This is a genomic window from Streptomyces sp. rh34 (assembly GCF_002551245.1).
Taxonomy (GTDB): domain Bacteria; phylum Actinomycetota; class Actinomycetes; order Streptomycetales; family Streptomycetaceae; genus Streptomyces.
The window spans coordinates 1-14,817 of record NZ_NTGZ01000184.1 but is presented as its reverse complement, the minus strand read 5'-3'; the positions used below and the strand labels follow the sequence as shown (position 1 = coordinate 14,817).

Annotated in this window: 11 protein-coding genes, 3 tRNA genes and 2 pseudogenes; 9 read left to right on the top strand and 7 right to left on the bottom strand. The window is 68.4% G+C overall.

The features are described 5' to 3' along the window. Positions 1-29: 29 nt before the first annotated feature. Together CR470_RS27105 and CR470_RS27100 are read left to right on the top strand one after the other, a co-directional pair. A pseudogene (locus CR470_RS27105) lies at positions 30-572 on the top strand (DNA primase); the annotation flags it as partial. A 237-nt stretch (positions 573-809) separates the two neighbouring features. Next, the gene (locus CR470_RS27100) at positions 810-1,901 is read left to right on the top strand and encodes an RNA polymerase sigma factor (protein WP_097870143.1); all 1,092 of its coding nucleotides are present in this window, start codon (positions 810-812) and stop codon (positions 1,899-1,901) included. Positions 1,902-1,916: 15 nt separating this feature from the next. On the opposite strand, the gene CR470_RS27095 is transcribed toward CR470_RS27100, so the two are convergent. From CR470_RS27095 to CR470_RS27080, 4 genes are all read right to left on the bottom strand, one after another. Then, positions 1,917-3,845, bottom strand: a complete 1,929-nt coding sequence (locus CR470_RS27095) for an ABC transporter ATP-binding protein (protein ID WP_097870142.1) — start codon at positions 3,843-3,845, stop codon at positions 1,917-1,919. Beyond that, the gene (locus CR470_RS27090; protein ID WP_097870141.1) at positions 3,845-5,578 is read right to left on the bottom strand and encodes an ABC transporter ATP-binding protein; all 1,734 of its coding nucleotides are present in this window, start codon (positions 5,576-5,578) and stop codon (positions 3,845-3,847) included. The genes CR470_RS27095 and CR470_RS27090 overlap by 1 nt, the downstream gene beginning before the upstream one ends. Before the next feature lie 272 nt (positions 5,579-5,850). After that, positions 5,851-7,305 carry an FGGY family carbohydrate kinase gene (locus tag CR470_RS27085; protein ID WP_097870140.1) on the bottom strand — a complete coding sequence of 485 codons (1,455 nt, stop codon included), beginning with the start codon at positions 7,303-7,305 and terminating at the stop codon, positions 5,851-5,853. 66 nt (positions 7,306-7,371) lie between these two features. Next, complete coding sequence (locus tag CR470_RS27080) at positions 7,372-7,677, bottom strand: YtxH domain-containing protein (RefSeq protein ID WP_097870139.1); 306 nt, start codon at positions 7,675-7,677, stop codon at positions 7,372-7,374. A gap of 182 nt (positions 7,678-7,859) precedes the next feature. Between CR470_RS27080 and CR470_RS27075 the strand changes: the two genes are divergently transcribed. From CR470_RS27075 to CR470_RS27050, 5 genes and pseudogenes are all read left to right on the top strand, one after another. Continuing rightward, positions 7,860-7,932, top strand: a tRNA-Asn gene (locus CR470_RS27075). A gap of 5 nt (positions 7,933-7,937) precedes the next feature. Beyond that, a tRNA-Asn gene (locus CR470_RS27070) sits at positions 7,938-8,010 on the top strand. Between the two features lie 234 nt (positions 8,011-8,244). Further along, positions 8,245-8,321 (top strand) — tRNA-Ile (locus CR470_RS27065). 504 nt (positions 8,322-8,825) lie between these two features. Continuing rightward, a complete protein-coding gene (locus CR470_RS27060; protein WP_097870138.1) occupies positions 8,826-9,413 on the top strand; it encodes a hypothetical protein in 588 nt (195 codons plus the stop codon). 809 nt (positions 9,414-10,222) lie between these two features. After that, positions 10,223-10,327, top strand: a pseudogene (locus CR470_RS27050) (IS5/IS1182 family transposase); the annotation flags it as partial. Between the two features lie 295 nt (positions 10,328-10,622). On the opposite strand, the gene CR470_RS27045 reads toward CR470_RS27050, so the two are convergent. After that, a complete protein-coding gene (locus CR470_RS27045) occupies positions 10,623-11,423 on the bottom strand; it encodes a maleylpyruvate isomerase family mycothiol-dependent enzyme (RefSeq protein ID WP_097870136.1) in 801 nt (266 codons plus the stop codon). A gap of 339 nt (positions 11,424-11,762) precedes the next feature. After that, positions 11,763-12,173: a hypothetical protein gene (locus CR470_RS27040; RefSeq protein WP_143663875.1), complete on the bottom strand. Its 411-nt coding sequence runs from the start codon at positions 12,171-12,173 to the stop codon at positions 11,763-11,765. A 794-nt stretch (positions 12,174-12,967) separates the two neighbouring features. Between CR470_RS27040 and CR470_RS27035 the strand changes: the two genes are divergently transcribed. Further along, positions 12,968-13,180, top strand: coding sequence for a hypothetical protein (locus CR470_RS27035; protein ID WP_097870134.1), 213 nt, complete (start codon positions 12,968-12,970; stop codon positions 13,178-13,180). A 484-nt stretch (positions 13,181-13,664) separates the two neighbouring features. Then, positions 13,665-13,934, top strand: a complete 270-nt coding sequence (locus CR470_RS40785) for an SMI1/KNR4 family protein (RefSeq protein WP_257138931.1) — start codon at positions 13,665-13,667, stop codon at positions 13,932-13,934. Positions 13,935-14,281: 347 nt separating this feature from the next. On the opposite strand, the gene CR470_RS40780 is transcribed toward CR470_RS40785, so the two are convergent. After that, complete coding sequence (locus CR470_RS40780) at positions 14,282-14,506, bottom strand: hypothetical protein (RefSeq protein WP_257138930.1); 225 nt, start codon at positions 14,504-14,506, stop codon at positions 14,282-14,284. Positions 14,507-14,817: the final 311 nt, after the last annotated feature.

The window sequence follows — 14,817 nt, the reverse complement described above, 5'->3', positions numbered from 1 at the left end:
CGCGCCATCAGAGATGTGTATAAGAGACAGGCCCGAGGGGCGGGGGCCCGCAGCAGCCCGCCCCCGCCCCCGGCTTCTCCGGCCCCGCGCTCAACCTCCGCAGCCCCGCCCACCGCACCGAACGCGAGCTGCTCAAGCTCGCCCTCCAGAAGCCCGCCCTGGTCTCCCCGGCCTTCGACGCCTACGGCGTCGACGAGTTCACCGCCCCGCCCTACGCCGCCGTGCGCCGCTGCATCGAGGAGGCGGGCGGCGCCGAACAGGGCCTCGCCGACAACCGCGAGTATCTGGTCGCCGTCATGGACGCCGCCCCCGACAACACCGTACGCAGCCTCGTCACCGAGCTGGCCGTCGAGGTGTTCCGCGGCAAGAGCATCGACGAGACCTACGCGGGCATGCAGCTCGTCCAGGTCCGGCTGCGCGCCGTGGACCGCCGCATCAACGACGTCCAGGGCAGCCTCGCCCGCCTCGGCAGCAACGTCGCCCCCCAGGACCTGGCCGCCGCGCAGAGCGAGGTCTGGGTGCTCCAGCAGTACGCCCAGTCCCTGCGCGCCCACGGCGCCGCCGCGCTCTGAGAGGCTGCCGAGGCCACCCGGCAGCCCCTGAGCCCGCTCCCCGGGCCGACGGGGTAATCAACCGGTGACGGACCGGAACCAGAAAGTCCCCGCACGCCCCTCGTGACAGTCGTGTGTCGTACCCCACACTGGGGAATGTCTGAGTCATCGGAGCACACCGGTCCGCAGGGGAGCACCTCGGGGCCGGACAGACCTCCACCCCCGTCATCCGGCAGCGATCACCTGGAGGTCGCCCCCGTGCAGACCCGGACCGTGACGACCACGACCGAGCCCATCGCGGCCATCCCGGCGCAGAGCAGGTCCCTGCACCACCCGGAGACCACAGCCGGCCCGCCCGGACACGCACCCGAGGCGGTCATGGTGGAAGCGACGCACCTCCCCGACCCCCCGGAGCCGCGGAACCGGGCGGACTCCGGCGGCCCCACCTCCGACCTGTTCCGGCAGTATCTGCGCGAGATCGGCCGCATCCCGCTGCTCACCGCCGCCGAGGAGGTCGAGCTCGCCCGCCGCGTCGAGGCCGGGCTCTTCGCCGAGGAACGCCTCGCGAGCACCCCGGACCTCGACTCCCGTCTCGCCGGGGACCTGGACCGGCTGGTGGTGATGGGCCGCACGGCCAAACGCCGCCTCATCGAGGCCAACCTCCGCCTCGTCGTCTCCGTCGCCAAGCGCTACGTGGGCCGCGGGCTGACCATGCTCGACCTGGTCCAGGAGGGGAACCTCGGACTGATCCGGGCCGTGGAGAAGTTCGACTACGCCCGGGGCTACAAGTTCTCCACGTACGCGACCTGGTGGATCCGGCAGGCCATGTCCCGCGCGCTCGCCGACCAGGCACGCACCATCCGCGTCCCGGTCCATGTCGTGGAACTGATCAACCGCGTGGTGCGGGTCCAGCGCCGGATGCTCCAGGAACACGGCGTCGAACCCCGCGCCGAGGACGTCGCGGGCGAGCTCGACCTGACGCCCGAGCGGGTCACCGAAGTCCTCCGCCTGGCCCAGGAGCCCGTCTCCCTGCACGCCCCCGTCGGCGAGGAGGACGACGTCTCCTTCGGCGACCTCATCGAGGACGGCGACGCCCCCTCACCCGTCGAGTCCGCCGCCTTCCTCCTGCTGCGCGAACACCTGGAGGCGGTGCTCTCCACCCTCGGCGAGCGCGAACGCAAGGTCGTCCAGCTGCGGTACGGCCTGGAGGACGGGCGGCCCCGCACCCTGGAGGAGATAGGCCGGATCTTCGGCGTGACGCGCGAACGCATCCGCCAGATCGAGTCCAAGACCCTCAGCAGGCTGCGGGACCACGCCTTCGCCGACCAACTCCGCGGCTACCTCGACTGACCCACCGGACAGTTCCTAGTCCACCTCGGCCAGCGCCTCCGCGAACTGGGCGGCGTACAGCCGTGCGTACGCGCCCTTGGACGCCAACAGCGCCTCGTGTGTGCCCTGTTCGACGATCGAACCGCTCTCCATCACCAGGATCACGTCCGCGTCCCGGATCGTGGAGAGCCGGTGCGCGATCACGAACGACGTACGCCCGTGGGCCAGGCGCGCCATCGCCTTCTGGATCAGCACCTCGGTCCGGGTGTCCACCGAGCTGGTCGCCTCGTCGAGGACCAGGATCACCGGGTCGGACAGGAACGCCCGCGCGATGGTGATCAGCTGCTTCTCACCCGCGCTGACCCCGGAGCCGTCGTCGTCGATCACCGAGTCGTACCCGTCGGGCAGCGTCCGGATGAACCGGTCCGCGTGCGCCGCCCGGGCCGCCTCCTCGATCTCCTCCCGGGTGACCTCGCGCGAAGCGCCGTACGCGATGTTCTCCGCGATCGTCCCGCCGAACAGCCAGGTGTCCTGGAGCACCATGCCGATCGAGGACCGCAGATCGTCCCGGGACATCTTCGCCACGTCGACCCCGTCGAGCGCGATCCGCCCGTCGGTCACCTCGTAGAACCGCATCAGCAGGTTGACCAGTGTGGTCTTGCCCGCCCCGGTCGGACCGACGATCGCGACGGTCTGCCCCGGCTCCACGCTCAGCGACAGTTCCTCGATCAGCGGCTTCTCGGGCTCGTAGCGGAAGGAGACCTTCTCCAGCGAGACCCGGCCGTCAAGACGCTCCGGGCGCTCGCCGTCTTCCGGATCCGCGTCCTGCTCCTCGGCGTCCAGCAGTTCGAAGACCCGCTCCGCCGAAGCGATGCCGGACTGCAGCAGGTTCGCCATCGAGGCGACCTGCGTCAGCGGCATCGAGAACTGCCGCGAATACTGGATGAACGCCTGGACGTCACCGATCGACAGCGCGCCCGAGGCGACCCGGAGCCCGCCGACCACGGCGACCAGCACATAGTTGAGGTTGGAGACGAACATCATCAGCGGCTGCATGACCCCGCTGGCGAACTGGGCCTTGAAGCCCGCCTCGTACAGCGCGTCGTTCTGCTCGGCGAAGTCCCGCGCGGACTCCTCCTGCCGGCCGAAGACCTTCACCAGGGTGTGCCCGGTGTACATCTCCTCGATGTGGGCGTTGAGCTTCCCCGTCACCCGCCACTGCTGCACGAACTGCGGCTGCGACCGCTTGCCGACCTGCGTCGCCACGAACACCGACAACGGGATCGTCACCAGCGCGACCAGGGCCAGCAGCGGCGAGATCCAGAACATCATGACCAGCACGCCGACGATCGTCAGCAGGGAGTTGATGAGCTGCCCCATCGTCTGCTGGAGCGTCTGCGAGATGTTGTCGATGTCGTTCGTCGCCCGGCTCAGCACCTCACCGCGCTTGGACCGGTCGAAGTACGACAGCGGCAGCCGCGCCAGCTTCGTCTGGAGGTCCTCGCGCAGCTGGAACACGATCCGATTGATGATCCGGATCGACACCCGCGTCGCCACCAGCATCAGCAGCCCGGCGCCGACGTAGATCACCAGGGCCACCAGCAGGACGTTCCCCACCGCGCCGAAGTCGATGCCCTCGCCCGGGGTGAAGTCCACCCCCGAGAGCATGTCGGCCATGGAACCGCGGCCGTCCTCACGCAGTGCCTCGATCGCCTGCGCCTTCGTCGTGCCCTCGGGCATCCCGCGCCCGACGACACCGCCGAAGATCAGGTCGGTCGCCATACCGAGGATCTTCGGCCCGGCCACCGAGAGCGCGACGCTCACCGTCACGGCGGCCAGCATCAGCCACAGAGAGGACTTCTCCCGGCCGAACCGCTTCAGCAGCCGTTTGCTCGACCCCTTGAAATCCATCGACCGATCGGTGGGCGCGCCCCCGGCCATCATTCGTCCGCCCGGACCGGCCATTACGCGGCCTCCGCTTCCGTCAGCTGGGAGAGCACGATCTCCCGGTATGTTTCATTGCCGTCCATCAGCTCGTGATGGGTGCCGGTCCCCACGACCCGGCCCTCGTCCAGCACCAGGATCCGATCCGCGTCACGGATGGTGGACACCCGCTGCGCCACGATCACCACGGTCGCCCCGGCCGTCTCCCGGCCCAGCGCCGCCCGCAGCGCGGCATCGGTCGCGTAGTCCAGCGCGGAGAACGAGTCGTCGAACAGATAGATCTCCGGGCGCTGCACCAGCGTCCGGGCGATGGCGAGCCGCTGCCGCTGACCGCCGGACACATTGGTGCCGCCCTGCGCGATCGGCGCGTCGAGCCCGTGTTCCAGCGCCTCGACGAACTCCTTGGCCTGCGCCACCTCCAGCGCGTGCCACAGCTCCTCGTCGGTGGCGTCCGGATTCCCGTACCGCAGGTTCGTCGCGACCGTCCCCGAGAAGAGGTACGGCTTCTGCGGCACCAGGCTCACCGTCTTCGCCAGCAGCACCGGATCCAGCGTCCGTACGTCCTCGCCGTCGACCAGCACCTCACCGTCCGTCACATCGAACAGCCGGGGCACGAGCCCGAGCAGCGTGGACTTCCCGCTGCCCGTCGACCCGATGACCGCGGTCGTCTCCCCGGGCCGGGCCACCAGATCCACGGCCCGCAGCACGGGCTCCTCCGCGCCCGGATAGCGGAACTCGGCGCCCCGCACCTCCAGATACCCGTGCCGCCGCAACTCGGTCACCGGAGCGACGGGTGGCACGACACTCGACTCGGTCCCGAGCACCTCCTCGACGCGCTCGGCGCACACCTCGGCGCGCGGCACCATCATGAACATGAAGGTGGCCATCATCACGGCCATCACGATCTGCATCAGGTAGGCGAGGAACGCGGTCAGCGCGCCGATCTGCATCCCGCCGCTGTCGATACGGTGCGCGCCGAACCACACCACCGCGACCGACGACACGTTGACCACCGTCATCACGGTCGGGAACATCAGCGCCATCAGCCGCCCGGTCGCCACCGACACATCGGTCAGCTCGGTGTTGGCACCCCGGAACCGCTTCTCCTCGTACCCGTCCCGGACGAAGGCGCGGATGACCCGGTTGCCGGTGATCTGCTCGCGCAGCACCCGGTTCACCGAGTCCAGCCGCTCCTGCATGGTGCGGAACAGCGGCCGCATCCTCTTCACGATGAGGCCGACCGAGACGCCGAGCACCGGCACGACCGCCAGCAGCACCGCGGAGAGCGGCACGTCCTGCCCGAGCGCCATGATGATGCCGCCGACGCACATGATCGGGGCCGACACCATCAGGGTGAACGCCATCAGCACCAGCATCTGGATCTGCTGGACGTCGTTGGTGCTCCGGGTGATCAGCGAGGGCGCCCCGAAGCGCCCGAGCTCACGGGCCGAGAAGGACTGCACCCGGTCGAAGACGGCGGCCCGCACATCCCGCCCGAGGGCGGAGGCGGTCCGGGCCCCGTAGTACACGGCCCCCACATTGCAGAGCACCTGAACGACACTGACGGCGATCATGAGACCGCCGAACTCCAGGATGTAACCGGTGTCGCCCGAGACGACACCGTTGTCGATGATGTCGGCGTTCAGGCTGGGCAGATACAGCGTGGCGCAGGTCTGGAGCAGCTGGAGGAACACCAGCAGCACGATGGGTTTCTTGTACGGGCCCAGATGGGCCCGCAGGAGTTTTATGAGCACGCGTGTCTCTCGGAATCGGCGGACGGCAGAGGCCGCCCCAGTTTCGCGTACGCCGTACTCCGAGAGCGAACCCTTTTCGCCAAACCCAGGTCAAACCTGGAGCACGCACAGAGACCGCAGGCGCTCCGGAATCACGAACCCACTCCGGGCGCGCGCCGTACGCGGGCGCACACCGGAAAGGACCTGCCCCGGGAGCGCGCCGTGCACGTGCGCGTACGCCGGAACGGATCCCCCGGGTACGCACCGTGATGCGACGCGCACCGGGTCCGCCCCTACTCCGCCGGGTGCGCGCCGTGGAAGGCCCCGGGGTGAATCTGGTCCCGGGTCGCCGCGTACTGCTGACGCACCGCGCCGCCGACCGCCAGTTCGTCGCCGGGCTCCAGCACCTGGGCCGCCGCGCCCTGCCAGGCCGGGGGAGTGCGCGGGTCGAGAGAGCCCTGCGAGACCCCGAGCGCCCACGCCGCCTGCCGGGCCGCGCCGATCGCCGCGTACTGGGCGGGCTGCGGCACCACGACCTGGGTGCCGAACACCGCCGGAGCCAGGGCCTGCACGGCGGGCAGCTCGGCGGCGGCGCCGAGCAGAAAGACGCGCCGCACCTCCACCCCCCGCCCGCGCAGGACGTCGAGGGCGTCGGCCAGCGAGCACAGCATCCCCTCGAACGCGGCCCGCGCCAGATGCTCCGGCTTCATCGACTCGCGCCGCAACCCGCTCAGGGTGCCCGCGGTGTGCGGGAGATGCGGGGTGCGCTCGCCCTCCAGATACGGCAGCAGCACCAGTCCGGAGGCCCCCGGCGTCGACTTCAACGCCAGGGCGGACAGCTCTTCCAGCCCCTCCACGCCCAGCATCTCGGCGGTCCCGCGCAGCGCACGCACGGCATTGGAGAGGTGCACCACCGGCAGATGCATCCCGGTGGCGTCGGCGAACGAGGTGATCATCCCGTTCGGGTCGGCGAGCGCCTCGTGGTGCACCGCCATCACGGACCCGGAGGCCCCCAGCGACACCACCGCGTCGCCGACCGCGACCCCGAGCCCGAACGCCGCGGCCATGGTTTCGCCGGTGCCCGCGGAGATCAGCAGCCCTTCGGGCGTCATCCCGGCGGAGTCGGCGGGGCCGAGCACCTCGGGCAGCCCGGCGGAGTGGCCGAGGGCCAGCTCGACCAGATCGGGCCGGTAGGAAGCGGACCCGGCCGACCAGTAGCCGGTGCCCGAGGCCGCGCCCCGGTCCGTGGTCCGCCGGGCGGGCCGGCCCAGCAGTTGCCACACGAGCCAGTCGTGCGGCTGGAGCACGGCGGCCACCCGCTGGGCGTTCTCCGGCTCGGTCCGCGCCAGCCAGCGCAGCTTCGCCACCGGCTGCGCGGCCCCCGGCACGGCCCCGACGGCTTCCGCCCAGGCCCCTCGCCCGCCCAGCGCGTCGACGAGGTCGGCCGCGGCGACCTGCGCCCGCCGGTCGTTGCCGAGCAGAGCGGGACGCACGAGGTTGCCCTGCTGGTCCAGCGGTACGAGCCCGTGCTGCTGGGCGGAGACCCCGATGGCCTGCACGCCTTCGAGCAGCCCGCCGGAGGCCGCCTCGCCGAGCGAGAGCAGCCACGCCTGCGGATCGACCTCGGTGGCCTTGGCCTCGACCGGATGGGCGGCGTACCCCTCCCGGAGCACGGCGCCCGAGTCCGTGTCACAGACGACGATGTGAGTGAAGGCGGAAGAACTGTCCAACCCCGCGACTATGCCCATGGGGAGATTCTGCCGCACCCCGCGACTTTCCCGTAACCGCCGCCGTACGCGACGAGGCCCCGGGGCCTAGGTATTGGTGGTCCCCCAGTCGTCCTCGAACCCGTTCTGGCCGCTGCGGTCCCGCAGTGAGCGGACCCGTTCGGCGACGGAGGCGGGCACCTTGTCCCCGACCTTGTCGCTGACCGAGTGGTACGCCTTGCCCGCGAAGTCCCGTCCGTTGTGCGCGGCACTCTCGGCGGCGTTGCGGACGGCGGGGTTCTCCGCGAACTGCCGGGCCGACTTCTTCAACTGCTCGTAACGCTCGCGCCCGGCTCGCGTGCCGAGCACGTAACCGAGGGCCACTCCGGCGATGAACGTGAGCCGGTACCGCATGGCTGCCACCCTTCCTACGCTTGGTCCGACGTGTGCAGCCCGCCTACCCGCGATCACCCGAGATCACCCCGGGCGATACCGATTGGCGGAGCACCCCCCTGCTTGCGCTAATGTATGTGTCGCAGCGAACGCGCGCCGCCCGGCAGCCGCCAGGCAGGTACGATTTCGCAGCGACGCAGCAATCCCCTGTAGCTCAATTGGCAGAGCAGCCGGCTGTTAACCGGCAGGTTACTGGTTCGAGTCCAGTCGGGGGAGCGCGATCCCCTGTAGCTCAATTGGCAGAGCATTCGGCTGTTAACCGGAGGGTTACTGGTTCGAGTCCAGTCGGGGGAGCGGAACGGAAGAGGACCCTTCGGGGTCCTCTTTCGCTTGCCCGTCCGATGTCTTCCCGGGGCGCCCGAGGGGCCCCGGAGTGACTCTTTCGGGTCCCCTTGATCCCGCCTGCAACCGGGCAGCACGCAGCGCCGTCCTCAAGATCAGGCGAAGCCGGCCATCCGAAGCGAGAGATCGTATGACCGGCTATGCTGCGGCAGACGGTGCGCACACTTGTACGCGCCACGCCGAAACGGGGCGGTAGCTCAGCCGGTTAGAGCAGCGGACTCATAATCCGTCGGCCGTGGGTTCGAGTCCCACCCGCCCCACCACGGTCCCCAGGCAGAATCGTTTCTGACCTGGGGAAACGCGGATTTTGCGGCGGCTTTCCGTGCGGTACTAGCCGCGCGCCGTGCGGTACTGACCCGCTGTCGCAGTGTGCCAGCGCACTTTGGACGCGTTTGACCTGGCCTTTTGCGGCAGTTTCCTGAGAGAGCGTCGTGGCGCGGTCCCACGGCTGTTCGAGAGAGGCTCCGCGCTTCGTCCACGCCCCGCCGCATCGCATGACGTCCCCGCTGTCCGTGCTGCGTCCGGTCAGCCGGGAGACCCTGCCTGCACCGGCCGACGTGGCAGGCTCGGCGAACCGCGGTCTCCCGCCACGGTGGGGCGGCAGCTCGGCGGGAACGGCCGTGACCGCCGCAACCCGGTCCCCGCTTCGGCGGAAGCAACACGATGGCGGATACCCTCGATGTCTATGCCATGGGCAACCGCGGCTATTTCCAGCAGTGGACGTTATGCAACACAGCCAGTGGGCTCCCGGCGAACGGACTGACACCGTGACGATCGAAGAACTCGCCTCCGCCGCCGGGCTCACCGCCGCGCGCCAGTACCTCGTGGACTGGGACCGCGTGGAGACGGAGGTCGGAACCCGCTTGCCCGCGGACTACATGGAGTACGTCTACTGGTTCGGTCCCGGTGGTTTCGACGAGTACCTCGTCGTCTGTGTACCGGGGGTCGAGAACAGCAACGCGGAGCTGGCGGCCCACCTCGCGAAGCAACGGGCGGACGAACGTCTGCGCGCGCAGATCGACAGCTCCGCCACCCCGTCCCCCTTGTTCCCCGAGCCCGACGGATGGCTGCCCTGGGGGTACACCACCGGCAGTGACGTCTTCTACTGGAAGACATCGGCGAAGGATCCGGACAACTGGACGATCATCGGGCGCCCTGGCGGGAGGGATGACGTCGTGCCCTTCGACGGCCGCTTCACCGACTTCCTGCACGCCTTCGTGCGGGACACGGTGGAGATGCCCTTCATCCCCCAGACGGAGAGCGGTGTGCCGATCGCCTTCGAACCTCGGACAGGCGAGTGGCTGGGCGGCGCCGGCGAGCGTCTGCAGCCGTATGGCCGATTCGAACACGAGTAGCGCCGACGGTCAGGCGTCGTACCCACCCGGCTTGCGCGGGAGCGAGCCGGGGGCTCCGGCAGCGTCGACTTCCGTGGGCCCGGAGGATCTGGAAGGAAGCTCGCGGTGAGTGATCGGTGGAAGGACCTCCAGGTTCTGCGGGGCGCGGTTAGCGGGGCTGAGGCGTTCAGCATGTCTGCTGCGGGCGCCACAGCTGGGTCCTTCAGGTGGGGTACGTGGTCACCGCCGTGGGGGTGAGCGAGATTTCCTGTACCACCCGGCCCGGCGACGCGGGCGAGGTGGTAGTCGAGGGACCACGTCTTCCCTGGCGCACCACGGTGAGCATGACGGGTGTGCGGAGGCTGTGCCGGTGCTGAGCGTCATGCTGAGCGAGGACGGGGCTGGATCGAGAGTGTGATCCGTGTCGATGGCTTGGAGGCGATGCGGTCGACGGCGGTCGGGGCGTCAGGGACGTCGTTGTGCGTCGCCGAGCCGGGGGGCGTGGTGACGCGAGGTCGGTCTTCAATACATCCCGCTCACGCATCGGCTTGCGGATGCCGTTGTGTACCGCTCGACACGGTCGGCATCGCGTCGATAGCTCTTCCTGAGGACGTGCCGCTGGTCGTAGGGGCTGCCTCACGGGGATCAGCCGGAACCACCGACCAGAGCGCGAAGACGGGCCGGTGTGCGTGAGAACCGGCCAGTGAGCTTTCAGGATGGCCACCGATCAGCTGACGGAGCTGGTGTGCAGGCGGGGCCCACAACGGACAGGGCTCCCGTGCCGTTGGGAGAGGTGTTCTACGTCCCAACCCCACGGCACAGGAGTCCTGTTGGGTCCCCAGCCTGCCGCACTCGACCTCCCTCACGCTCTGGTCGAGTGGGTCATGATGCTCATCGTCACCCGTGAGGGTGACCGACGGTGCGAACTTCGTCCTGGACCGCACGTTGGCTTCGACGCCCTTCGAGCTACCAAGAGGCCCTGCTCTCATGCACGGCAGCCGCCGCAGTCACCCGATCGACTGACTTCTCGACGAGATCGGGACGACGGCAGTCGCGTCGCTTCTCGTGATCGCTGGGACGGACAAATTCGCACTGCCATCCAGGTAGACGGTCGGCTTGGTGACGCCCCGAGGCCGCCTCGCGGGTTTGAGTCCGGAGCCGCGACTGACGAACCTGGCGAAGAATCGTGTCTTACCGGCTTGAGGCGCGGCCAACAGCCCCCGCTACGTCCTACTTCTCCTCCGGCTCCCAGGCGCGGAGCAGGTCGAGCAGCCCTGCGTCTCCGTCAACGTGCAAGGAGTCGGCCTGGATCCGGTCGTACAGGTAGAGGACCAGCTGACTGGCCGTGCCGTGGACGGAGGCGCCGGCTGCGTCCGAGTCTTCGCCGGTCGCAGCGGTGGGCGCGGGGATGCGGGTGGTGCGTGCGCCGTCGCCGTCGACGGTGAGGCGCCAGGAGCGGCCCTCGGCGGCATGGAAGTCGAAGGCCGTGGGCTTGTGCGGCCAGGCACTCGGCGTTGCGCAGACGGTGAACAGGAACTCCTCCACACCGTCGAGTGCCAGCTCGACCGGCAGCGGCTGCGGGGCGCCCCCGGCGAGCTGGGCGTCGTAGGTGTGCACCGCGGTCTCCTGGACCCGGTGCCGGGCGGTGCCGCCGGCGGTCTGCGGTGACTGCGACGCGGGCCACCACGTCCAGCAACCGCGCTCCGGTCCCGCCGCGCGCAGGGCGCCCAGCAGAAGCTGCGTCGACGCGTCCAGCCAGGCCAGCAGGGCCTCACGCTCCTGCGGCACTTCCAGCGCGGCGCGCGCGGCGACGGCCTCGGCCGGGGGAGCGTCGGCAGACCCCGCGTCGACGATGGCGGCCCAGAAACGGTCTCCCCCACCCAGGTGCTTCACCAAATCGAACAGCGTCCACCCGGGGCAGGTCGGCACCTGCGCGTCGAGACCGGGCGCGGCGGCGACCACGGCGCGGAAGGCGGTCGACCGTTCATCGATCAGTCGCAACAGGTCAGGGAACTCAAGATTCTCTTCCACGCCGGATGTCTATCACCGTGCTCCGGTGATCGGACAGGGATTTTCACAGTCGCCGCCGGTTGGCCATTGCGGACGTCCTCGCCTCCCACCGCTCGGGTGACAAGCTGCGCACTGCTGGGAGGACACTGGTGGTGGCGGTACGCCAGGCGTCGTGCCTGTGGGTGCACGGGCCTCGCCGTGCGGCCGGGCACCTCGGCGACGTGACGTCCACCCAGTGCGCGCGGTCATGCTGCCGCTCGATGTAATGAACGCGGAGGTCACGAGGGCGGGGGAGGGCCGGTCGGGTCGGGAGTTCAGGTGACTCCCGTTCGACCAGCACTCCTCAGGTTCGGAACAACATCAGCCACTAACCCGGCTGTCAGTGCCGCTGACCATGCTCGGTAAAGCGTCTGGGCCGCCGGGACCGACTGCGGATCTGCTGGTCATGACCTCGCTACAGATCGGTTCAGACGTCAGCAGGCCGATGAGCAGCCCGTCGTGGGCCTTGCCCCGGGCGCGCTCCAGCAGATGCAGCCCCACAAGGACGTTAAAGCGGCCGTCGAATTCCTCCGGCGAAGCAACAGACGAACAGGCTGCGGCAAGCTCGGCACGCGTCAGGCCCTGCTCGGAACAGAGGTCACCGAACGCATCATGGATCGCCTCAGCGACCCGCAGCGATGCGGGGTCCTGGATCACCGCTTTCTGTGACGCCGCCACCGGGGCCATGAACGGCGCCACATGCGCCAGCGGATCATGCTCAGAACCGGGCACCCCGAGAAAAGATCCGGGGCAGTGTTCTCCTCGTCGCTAAGCAAACTACCCCCGGTGCCGTTGCGCCCCATATCTCACCCTTGGCAGAAGCTACGCCTCAGACGCACCGCCTGCGGCGACATCACCCGGATTCGTGCACTGACCCGCCAGGCGGCGGCTGACCGGTTCTGGCGCAGCGCGGTAACGGCTATCGGCTCTCCGGCTGAGAGCGGGCCAGATCCAGCAGCTCGCCTGAGTCCCTCTGCTACTTGCGTCGCCGGGAAGCCGGAACCGATAGGCTTCCGGCTCCTCGTCCCCGGTCGACACGGAGGGTGACTGGGTCGCGCAGGGGGCGAGACGGTATCGGAGTCGGCAGCATGCCCTACGGATGAGTCGCGCGATGGGTTGGCTTGCAGCAGACGCGCCCGGCGGATCTACTCTCATACGGGCGCGGGGAGCGCCCTGTAGGCGTGCGGTACGTACCGCACCGCAGTGCGGTTGCCCGGGATCGAGGCGGATGCAGCAGGACTCAGCAGGATGTGAATGTCCACCTCTGTGACGTTTCCGCAGGCGAGGCGCATCTCCCTTTTGGGTTCGAGTCCCACCCGCCCCACCACGGTCCCCAGGCAGAATCGTTTCTGACCTGGGGAAACGCGGATTTTGCGGCGGCTTTCGGCTCTACGTGCGCGAGCGGGCACTGATTCCGCACCCCGGACGGCTCGGTGACCCTGCGGATCACCGACCACCCGGAGCCTCCAGCTGGCAGGCGGGGTCGCCCCGTCCTCGCCGCAGTGCCCGCAGGGTGCGGGCACATCATGACCGGACGGCTCATCACCGGCACAGCGTGGGGCCCCGGCGCCCCATGGGCCCTGGAGCAGCTCCCCGCCCTGCTCGGCGCCGACGACGACCCGGAGGCCTTCCGGCCACGGCACGGGGTGGTGGCCGCCGCGCACCGCAAGCACGCCGGCCTCCAGCTGCCACGCGCCGGCCTGGTGCTGGAAGCCTTCGTCCGCAGCGTGCTGGAGTAGAGGATCACCACCGGCAGTGCCCACTACGTCTGGCGGCGCCTCCTCGACCGGTACGGCGAAGAACTGCCAGGCCCCGCCCCGGAATGGCTGCGGGTACCGCCGTCCGCAGCCCGGTGGCGGATGGTGCCCAGCTGGGAATGTCACCAGGCCGGGGTCGACCGATTCAGAGCCGCCGCGATTCTCTGCGCCTGCTCCTACGCCCCGCGCCCCGAAGAAGCCGCGCTGATGGCCCTGCCCGAGGCAACCGCCCGCCTCCAGCTCCAGCTCATCCCGGGCATCGGCCCGCTCGCAGCCGCAGGGCGTCCTGCGTCGACGGCGAAAGATGCCGCGCGTTCCCCACCAGATCGCTCACATCCAGCTCAATGACCCAGAATCATAAGCGTTTCGGATCAATACCCGTTGTAAGCTCGTCACAACACGGACTACTCGCACCTTGCGATGATCGTCAGATGCTGCCCTGTATGGGCAGAGAGGAGTAAGGGGAATGACAGTAGTGGAAAGCTGGTCTTGCGTGATGAATCTCCTTCAGGAGTGCGCGCCGGCTGATCATGCTGATTTGCCTGGGGCGGCTACAGAGGAAATGCTTGCGGCTGCCGAAGAACGGATGAGGATTTCACTCCATCCGGATCTGCGGGACTGGCTGCTTCAGAACAATCTTGATCTTCCTGAGGAAGACGTAGACAACGATGTGCAATGTTGCGGTTTCGCGGGCTTCCCTGACGAGGGAAGCTTTTTTTGGGGATTCGGGCGATAGAGAGACTCTATGCAAATCGCTATACACCTGGGGGTGTAAATCCTCCAGGCCAACCCGACAGTCCGTTCTGGCGCAACGAGTGGATTCCATTCCTGTCAGACCATGATGGCTGGATGGGAAAGTTTGTAGACCTGAGGGATGGGCGCGTCGGTGAATGGTCTATAGGGTATAGCACGACTGTTGGTGAATTTGATTCCCTGGCCCACTACTTCGACTCTGTGGCGGAGATGCTTGCACAGATATCATATAAAGCCCATCCTGCTTGCTCAGTAGTCGAAGGTAGGCTTTTTTGGTCATAAAGTAAAAATGCCTCCACGGTCGACCGTGGAGGCATTTTTACTTTATGGTTATGGTGTGGGTGCGGTGAATCCGTCGAGGTCGAGCCAGTAGTCGTCGTCCTCCATCAAGCGCTCTTCACCGACGAATTCGCCGAAGGGCTGCATTGATTGGCCGTTGACCCAGTTCGACATCGAAGAACGGCCACAGGGCTCGTTCCACGTGGGGGCCTTTGCGTCCGGGCGCAAATGGAGCGTCATGGTGTCGTCAGGGTTGCGCCTGAGATAGGTCTGCACGCATTCTGCTCCGCTCTCCTTGACAGGGTTGGGTCCACTGGCGTTTCCGCCGCTCTGGAAGGAATGAGCGAAGGTGAACTCGTCGCAGCTCTTTAGGTCAGTTCTTGGTGCCCCTGCGTCCTGGGTCCACATGTCACTGAATAGGCCGGTGTCCTTGTACGCCTTCCACTGCCTTTTGCAGATGATCTGACGGCTCAGGTCATTCTGCGTCTTAGCCTCGGGCTTTCACTTGGAGTCCGTCCGGATCATGGGCGTGAACGCGAAAGTGCCTTCTGAGCTGGGACGATGAACCTTGTCGAGGGGTTCTGTCG